Origin of the sequence: Roseinatronobacter ekhonensis, from assembly GCF_900499075.1 — a bacterium.
GTDB classification, from domain to species: Bacteria; Pseudomonadota; Alphaproteobacteria; order Rhodobacterales; family Rhodobacteraceae; genus Roseinatronobacter; species Roseinatronobacter ekhonensis.
Genome location: NZ_UIHC01000082.1, coordinates 1 through 7,832, shown reverse-complemented (window position 1 = coordinate 7,832; position 7,832 = coordinate 1). Strand labels below are relative to the sequence as shown.

9 protein-coding genes are annotated in these 7,832 nt (G+C 64.4%); all 9 read right to left on the bottom strand.

Annotated features, from left to right (window positions below; all coding sequences use genetic code 11):
* Positions 1-124 precede the first annotated feature (124 nt).
* The 9 genes from ROE7235_RS18155 to ROE7235_RS18115 are packed head-to-tail and all read right to left on the bottom strand — an operon-like array spanning position 125 to position 7,688.
* Positions 125-937: a C45 family autoproteolytic acyltransferase/hydrolase gene (locus ROE7235_RS18155; RefSeq protein ID WP_121097125.1), complete on the bottom strand. Its 813-nt coding sequence runs from the start codon at positions 935-937 to the stop codon at positions 125-127.
* Positions 938-940: 3 nt separating this feature from the next.
* Complete coding sequence (locus ROE7235_RS18150; RefSeq protein ID WP_121097127.1) at positions 941-1,975, bottom strand: N-acetyltransferase DgcN family protein; 1,035 nt, start codon at positions 1,973-1,975, stop codon at positions 941-943.
* Complete coding sequence (locus ROE7235_RS18145) at positions 1,968-3,002, bottom strand: dipeptide epimerase (RefSeq protein WP_121097122.1); 1,035 nt, start codon at positions 3,000-3,002, stop codon at positions 1,968-1,970. Before ROE7235_RS18145 ends, ROE7235_RS18150 begins: the two co-directional genes overlap by 8 nt.
* Positions 2,999-4,027: a histone deacetylase family protein gene (locus ROE7235_RS18140; protein ID WP_121097119.1), complete on the bottom strand. Its 1,029-nt coding sequence runs from the start codon at positions 4,025-4,027 to the stop codon at positions 2,999-3,001. The genes ROE7235_RS18145 and ROE7235_RS18140 overlap by 4 nt, the downstream gene beginning before the upstream one ends.
* Positions 4,024-4,497, bottom strand: coding sequence for a GNAT family N-acetyltransferase (locus ROE7235_RS18135; protein ID WP_121097117.1), 474 nt, complete (start codon positions 4,495-4,497; stop codon positions 4,024-4,026). The genes ROE7235_RS18140 and ROE7235_RS18135 overlap by 4 nt, the downstream gene beginning before the upstream one ends.
* A complete protein-coding gene (gene kce / locus ROE7235_RS18130) occupies positions 4,484-5,410 on the bottom strand; it encodes a 3,5-dioxohexanoate:acetyl-CoA acetone transferase (protein WP_121097114.1) in 927 nt (308 codons plus the stop codon). The genes ROE7235_RS18135 and kce overlap by 14 nt, the downstream gene beginning before the upstream one ends.
* Before the next feature lie 3 nt (positions 5,411-5,413).
* Complete coding sequence (locus ROE7235_RS18125) at positions 5,414-6,748, bottom strand: aminotransferase family protein (protein ID WP_121097111.1); 1,335 nt, start codon at positions 6,746-6,748, stop codon at positions 5,414-5,416.
* On the bottom strand, positions 6,745-7,461 hold the full coding sequence (locus ROE7235_RS18120) for an ABC transporter ATP-binding protein (RefSeq protein WP_121097108.1): 717 nt from the start codon (positions 7,459-7,461) through the stop codon (positions 6,745-6,747). Before ROE7235_RS18120 ends, ROE7235_RS18125 begins: the two co-directional genes overlap by 4 nt.
* Positions 7,458-7,688 carry an ABC transporter ATP-binding protein C-terminal domain-containing protein gene (locus ROE7235_RS18115; protein WP_245964024.1) on the bottom strand — a complete coding sequence of 77 codons (231 nt, stop codon included), beginning with the start codon at positions 7,686-7,688 and terminating at the stop codon, positions 7,458-7,460. Before ROE7235_RS18115 ends, ROE7235_RS18120 begins: the two co-directional genes overlap by 4 nt.
* Between the last annotated feature and the right edge of the window lie 144 nt (positions 7,689-7,832).

Here is a 7,832-nt window from a genome sequence, read left to right as displayed (position 1 = left end):
GCAGCGCCTCAAGCGCCACAGCAGCTTTAAACTTGTCTGAAAAGTTCCGTCGCTTTGTCATTCTCGTATCCATTCGTGCGCGTTGGATACATCTTAGCACGCTGTCCAAATTTGCCGGACCACTTCACATGGCCCGCAGCGCTTGGCCCCTGGCCTGCCGGTCACGCGAAGATTGGGTCACGATCTGTGGCACATTCAGGTGCAGCGCATGATTGGCGTGCAGCATCGCCCGGTCGATACGCCGGATCGCACAGGCCCCTGCCCCGAATTCCACACTCAGCAGCCGCGGATCGCCCGACTGCGCCAGTGTCATGTGAAAACCGCCGCAATGCGGCCCATCCATCAGCAGCGCGACGGCGTCGTCAAGGCTGCGGCATGTCAAAAGCGCGCGCCCCAGCACCATGCGCGGGATTTGCGGCGCAATGCCGATCAGTCGCATGTTGTTGACCGCTTGCGCCAGCCCCGTCTGTGTTGCCGCGAATGTATGGCCGGGCACAGACCCCGGATAGCAAAACGCGGTGAATCCGGGCGCGGAGATGGGCGCGATATGTGCCAGAAAGGCGTGGCCGCGAAAGCCCGGCAACCCGTCCTCGTTATGCGCGATGCAAGGTGTGGGGCCGGGCAGTTGCACGGTGGTGCAGCCATCGGCGGTATTGTCCAGCAGATCGCCGCGACAGTTCCATGCCAGCACATCTTGGAACGGCAGGTCCAGCCCGTCGGCAAGGCCCTGAAGCTCTGCCCAAATGGCGGGAAAACGCGCTTGGGTGGCCTGCCCCAGCCGCGCCACGGTCGAACGGTGGCGGGGGTGTATGACCGCGCTCCAGTAGGATGCGCCAAGCAGCAGCTCGTGCGCCGCGTCGCGCCCCGCTAGACCAAGTTGGTAGCCGATCTCATACGGGGTGCCCGTCACGGCAAGCTGGCGCAATTCGGTTGACATGGGTCAGCCGATCACCGCGCGGGCCAGTCGGTCTGCCCCGTCGCGCACGGGGTCCGCAGCGGGCAGGCCGGTGGCATCCTCTATCGCAGAAATCGCGGCGCGCGCGGCTTCCGCATCCATACGGGCAGTGTTGACGGCAATCGCCCGCACGCGCGCCGGTGTCAGCGCCCCCGCCCCGCCCGCGACCGCTTCGTTCAGCGCGATCACGTCGCGCAGCGGCGGCACGCGGGTTTCATTCAGCGTGTCCAGAACATCCATCCCCGCGCGGTGGCACAGGACCATGGCATTGCAGGCACTGCCGCGCATCAGCGGCAGGGTCGCGGTGCTGCCGGGGTGTAAAAGCGACCCCTGCCCTTCGATGACAAGCACATCATGCGCGGCATGCTCCATCACCATGCGCTCGACCATGCCCGCCGCATGGTCCACCCGTACGGCATCCAGCGGGATGCCCGCGCCGGTGATGGTGATGCCGGTTTGCCCCGTGGCCAGAAACGCCGCGTCATGGCCAAGGGCCTGCAAGCTGCGGGTCAGTTCCAACCCGGCGGTCATCTTGCCGATGGCCATGTCGGTGCCCACCATCAGCACGCGGGTATTGGGCAGGCTGGCTGCGCGCCCCATGGCGATGGGGGGCATATCGCCTTGCGGCACGCGCACATCCCAGATGACCTGACCGGGGCGCAGCTTGCCGCCCAAGACCGGTTCTAACCTGTCATGCATGCCGTTCACGATGGACAGGCCGCGCCCGACTGCGTCTTGCAGCATATCCATCCATTCGGGCGGCACGCGCCCGCCAGAGGGCGCGGTGCCCAAAACTACCACCTGCGCGCCAAGTGCCACGGCGTCGTCCAGCCCCGCCACGACCGGCACGTCGCTTTCAACCGGGCACAGGTCGCGCGCGCGCAGTCCCGCCTTGGTGCTGTCGATGATCGCCACCACCGGGTTGCGGCCATAGCGCAAGATGCCCTCGGACATCTTGGCGTTCAGCGTTCCCATGGTCGCTTCGGCAAAAAGTGCGATGGGCAAGGTCGGATCAAGCATGGTCAAGCGCGCCTCCATGGCCGCGGCGGTCTGCGGGTAGGGTTATGCCCTCCGCAAACGGCGCGCCCGACGCCGGGTCCGGGTCAAGGTTCAAATGGGAATCGAGGTCGATATAGTCGAACAGCGCCGAAAGCGACGCCCCCGCTGCAATGGAAACAGAGCTTTCGCCCATGCAGCCGATCATCGTTTTCAGCCCGAAGGCGCGCGCGGTGGCGACGATGCGCAACGCTTCGGTGATGCCGCCACATTTCATCAGCTTCAGGTTCACCCCATCCACGCACCGCGCAAAACCGGGAATATCGCCCGACATGCGGCAGGATTCGTCCACGAATATCGGCAAGGCGCGGTCGCGGAACAGGTCCGGCAACTGGTCTTCGGCGCCGCGCACCAGCGGTTGTTCTATATACTCTACCCCACGCTCGGCCAGCCAGCCCATCATGTGGCGGGCATCTGCCAGCGACCAGCCGCCATTGGCATCGACCCGCAGTGCGGCACCGCTGCCCTTTGCAGCCTCCAGCACGGCGGCGAACATGGCTTTGTCGGCCTCTATCCCGTCCGTGCTGCCAAGCTTCACTTTCAGCGCCCGCGCGCCTTGGGCCAGCAGCAGGGGAACACGGTCGCGCACAACATCGGGCGGGTTGATCCCCACGGTCAAGGAACTGACGACGCCGCGCCGGGCCAGCCCGAGCAGTTTGTAAAGCGGCATGCCGGCCTGTTTCGCGCGCAAGTCCCATAGCGCCATGTCCAGAGCGGCCAGCGCGCAAGCGCCCACGCCTGTGGCATGGCCTGCCGCCCAGATATCGTGGATCGCATCGGGCAGCCCTTGGGCGATGAACGCCTCTAGCTGCGCCTGCCCCGTGGCCACATCTGCCGCGCCCTCGGTCGCGCCGGGGGCCATTTCGCCCCAGCCGGTCAGGTTGCCATCGGTGACGGACAGGAACAGGTTCTCGCCCCCCTTAATTTCGCCGCGCGAAATGCGCAGGGGAAAGCGCTTTTTCAGGTAGAGCGTGTGGAAGTCGATTTTCATGCGGGCCCCGCTGATATTCCGGTCAGAAAAGAGGTTAGGTTCGCGCCCAATGCATCACTGAGATAGCCGCCCTCTTGCACCAACACCAAGGGCAGGCCAAGGGCCGCGATATCGGCGGCGATGGCGCGAAAGCCAGGGGTTGTCACGCGCAGGCCCTGGAACGGGTCATCCTCATGCGCGTCCAGCCCCAAGGCGATGACGATCACATCCGCCCCGAAATCGGAAATCCGGGTCAGGGCGGTGGCAAGGGACGCACGAAAGCCCGCGTCATCAGTGCCGCGCGGCAAGGGCAGGTTCAGGTTTGCGCCCAAACCCGCGCCCGCGCCGCGTTCCTGTGCATAGCCCCAGAAAAACGGGTAGAACCGTTCGGGGTCTGCGTGCAGCGATACCGTCAGCACATCCGCGCGGTCGTAGAAAATGCCCTGTGTTCCGTTGCCGTGATGCACATCGACATCCAGCACCGCCGGGCGCATGCCGCACGCGCGCAGGGCTTCGGCGGCGATGGCGGAATTGTTCAGAAAGCAGAACCCCCCCGCCAGATCGCTAAAGGCGTGGTGCCCCGGCGGACGGCACAGCGCATAGGCCGCGCGCGCGCCCGTGGCCACAGACTGCGCGGCACTGAGCGCTGTCTGCGCCGACCAATAAGCGGCGTGCCATGTGTCCGGCCCGATGGGGCAAGCCGTGTCCGCCTGATGAAACCCCGCTTGCCCGATGGCCGATTTCGGATATCCGTCGGTGCGCCTGGCCGGGTGGATGTTGGGGATCACCTCTGGCCCGGCATCCGGGATACGCTGCCACCGCGGGTAGATATGGCGCAAAAAGGTCAGGTATTCGGCGCTGTGAATGGCGGCAATCGGGCCTTGGCCATGGTCTTGCGGGGCATGAAACACACAGCCTGCCGCTTCGGCCCCTTGTCGCAAGATGTTGATGCGCGCGGGCACCTCTGGGTTGGGCAAGCGCGTGCCATTGGCCATGAAATGGGCCGGGTCATGCGTGGCTTGGCGTGGGTCCAAAAAAGCTCTCATGGTGTGGCTTTCAGCATGGCAAACTCAGCGCCTGTCAGCACCGCAATGCGGTCGCGGTCATGGGTGACAAAGCCCATCCGGGCATAAAAATCGCGGGCATTCGTGTTGTTGTCATAGACAGCCAGCCGCAGCCCGACCGCACCCCAACGCGCGGCAGATTCACGCCCAACCATAGCCAGCAGGCGGCGACCAAGGCCCGTGCCGCGCGCCGTGCGCGCCACCCACAGGTCAGAGATATAGGCCAACACGCCCCCGGCGCTGGTGCTTATCTGCGGTTGTACCAGCGCGACGCCCTGACCGCCCGCGACAAGCGCAAAGGCCAAGGGGCGCGGCCCGAATAACGCATCTTGCAACGCAGTCTCTGCAATCGCGAACGGGTCGCCGAGGTCAGACGCCAAGGCGTGCAAACCTGCCAGAACGGTGGCGAAATCCTCTGGCCCAGCCAGACGCGGGGCGCTAGAATCCGACATGCTCTGCCCCTTTCAGCCCCAGCATGGCGCGCGCCTCTGCGGGTGTCGCAATCTCGCGCCCCAAGCCTTCGACCAGCCCGCGCACCTTCTCGACCTGTTCGGCGTTCGAGCATGCCAACCGTCCGCGCGATATGGTCAGGCAATCTTCCAGCCCGACGCGCACATGCCCGCCCATGCCAGCGGCCATGGTGGCGAACTGCATTTGGTGACGGCCCGCCGCCAGCACCGAGAAATGATAGTCATTCCCGAAATACTGGTCGGCCAGCCGTTTCATATGCGTCAGGTTCTCAGGCAAAGGGGCCATGCCCCCCAGCACGCCAAACACGAATTGCAGGAAGATCGGCCCGTCGATCAGCCCCCGGTCGCGGAAATGCGCCAGCATCCCCAGATGGCCGGTATCGTAGCATTCAAATTCGAAGCGCGCGCCGCGCTCTTGCCCCATCTGGCGCAGGATGCTGGCAATATCACGGGGCGTGTTCTTGAAGACCAGATCATCCGTGCCGCGCAGGAAGGGTTCTTCCCAGTCAAAGCGCCAATCGGTGATACGGTCCGCCATCTGGTAAAGCGCGAAATTCATCGTGCCCATATTGAGCGAGCACATCTCGGGACGCGCCACCAATGGCCCGGCCAAACGCACATCCAGCGGCATGGTAGCGCTGCCGCCGGTGGACAGGTTCACGACCGCGTCGCACCCCTGCGCGATCTGCGGCAGGAACCCCATGAAGTGTTCGGGCGTGCAGCTTGGCCGCCCATCCGCCGGGTCGCGGGCGTGCAAATGCAGGATCGAGGCGCCCGCATGTGCAGCATCTATCGCCTGTTTCGCAATGTCCTCGGCCGTGTAGGGCAACGCGGGCGACATGCTGGGCGTGTGGATGGAGCCGGTCACGGCGCAGGTCAGGATCAGCTTGTCCATGTGCTATAGCCCCGCCCCTTGCGCAAAGCGGTCCAGCGCACGGGTCAGTTTTTCCATGATCTCATCAATCTGCGACTCTGACACGATCATCGGCGGGGCGACGATAAAATGGTCGCCGGAATGCCCCCCGCGCGAACGACGCGCATAGATGATCAGGCCTTCGTCATAGGCGGCTTCGACCAGTGTGTCATAGGCGTTCAGCGCGGGCGACAAGGGCGCGCGGGTGTCGCGGTCCGATACCAGTTCGAACGCTTGCAACAACCCCATGCCACGCACATCGCCGATAAAGCCATAGCGCTGCATCAGCGCGCACAGGCGGGCGGCAAGCTGCGCGCCCATGGCCAGCGCGTTGGGCATCAGCCCGTCATCCTCGATCACCTCCATCACCGCCAACCCTGCGGCGCAGGCCAATGGGTTGCCCGCGTAGGTGAACCCGTGGGGGTAGCTGCCATGGTCCATCACCGCCTCGGCAATGCTGTCCTTGGCGATCAAAGCGCCCAGCGGCATGTAGCCCGACCCGAACCCCTTGGAGATGGTGATCATATCGGGCACCACGCCCCAATGATCGCCCGCGAACCAGCGGCCCAGACGCCCGCCGCCAGAGATCACCTCGTCATGGATAAGCAGCACGCCGTGGCGGTCGCAAATCTCGCGGATGCGCGCCATATAGCCCGCAGGCGGCACCAGCGCGCCGGTCGAGGCCCCGCCCACAGGCTCCACGATGAAGGCCAGCACGGTTTCGGGGCCTTCCTGCAAGATCTGCGCTTCCAGTATGTCGGCGTAATGGTGCCCGGTGGCCGGATCATCCAGCGCCAGCCCGTCCAGCCACGCGCGCGGCGCGGGGATTTTCGGCATCTGCGCCATCATCGGGGCATAGGGTGCGGTCATCGGCGCGTAGCCCGTGACCGCCAGCGCCCCCAGCGTGCAGCCATGATAGGCCGGAAAGCGCGAAATCACCTTCCAGCGTTGCCCCTGCCCTGTCGCCAACGCGTGGCTGCGGGCCAGTTTCAGCGCCGATTCCACGGCCTCAGAACCGCCAGAGGTGAAGAACACGCGCCCCAAACCGTTGGGCGCGGCTTGGGCCAAGCGGTCCGCCAAGCGTTCAGAGGGTTCGGTTTCGAAATGCAGCCGGTATCCGAAGGTGGCGATGTCCATTTGCGCGCGCATCGCATCCAGCACGCGGGGGTTGGAATGGCCGATATTGCACACCATCGCACCGGATGAGCCATCCAGCCAGCGTCGCCCGTCTACATCCCAGATATAAGCGCCGTCGGCGCGGGCAAGTTTCGGCCTGCGCCGCCGCGTGCCGTAAAACAGTCGCGTCGGGGCATCCATCATGCCACCCAGAAGGCTTTTTCCAGATCGGTGAAATCGCTGGCCGGGCCTTCGTACTTGTTGCGGCCCAGTTCCAGCACATAGACATAATCGGCAATCTTCAGCGCGTGGCGGATTTCCTGATCGACCAGCAGAATGGTCAGCCCTTCGTCGCGCAGGCCGGTCAGCATATCGTAGACTTCTTGGGCCAGTATCTTGGACAGGCCCGCCGTGGGCTCATCCACCAGCAGCATTTGCGGCTCTGCCATCAGGGTCCGCCCGATTTCGACCATACGTTGCTGGCCGCCCGACAATTCGCCGGTGGCCTGTTTGCGCTTGTCGCGCAGGATCGGGAATCGTTCGTAATTGGCCTCTACCTTGCGCTTGATCCGGGCGCGGTCGCGCCGGAATGTCCATGCGCCCAGTTCCAGATTCTCCTCGACCGTCATGTCCTTGAAGACGCCCGGTTGCTGGGGGATATAGGCCAGCCCCTCGTTGATGCGCTTGTAGGTCGGGATGTCGAGGATCGACTTGCCGCCCAGCACCACATCGCCCTGAAACGGGCGCAGGAACCCGAAGGCGGCTTTCAGGGCGGTGGATTTGCCGACGCCATTGGCCCCCAGAATGGTGGTGATCTGCCCACGCCGCGCGATCAGGTTCAGGTCGGACAGGATGTTCAAGTCGCGGTAATAGCCCACCGAGAGGTCGCGCAGTTCCAGAACGGCGTTATCGCTCATGCTGCGTCCTCCTCGTCTTTACCAAGATAGGCCTCGATCACGGCAGGGTCGTTCTTGACCGCATCGGGTGGGCCATCGGCAATGAGCACCCCGAAATTCAGCACGATCAGGCGTTCGGACAGCGCGAAAATCGCGTCCATCTGGTGCGAGATCAGGATGATCGCCTTCCCCTCGGCCTTCATGCGGCGGATATAGGCGTAGATCACCTCCATCAGCTTGGGGTGCACGCCCGCGAAAGGCTCATCTAGTGTTCCCCACCTGACACAGGATTCCCATTGAGGGCCTGATGTGCTATATTCGGGACATGAGACGCAATGACATTTGCCTTTACCTTGGCCCCGCCGACCGTGCTGAGCTTCAAGCTCTGATCA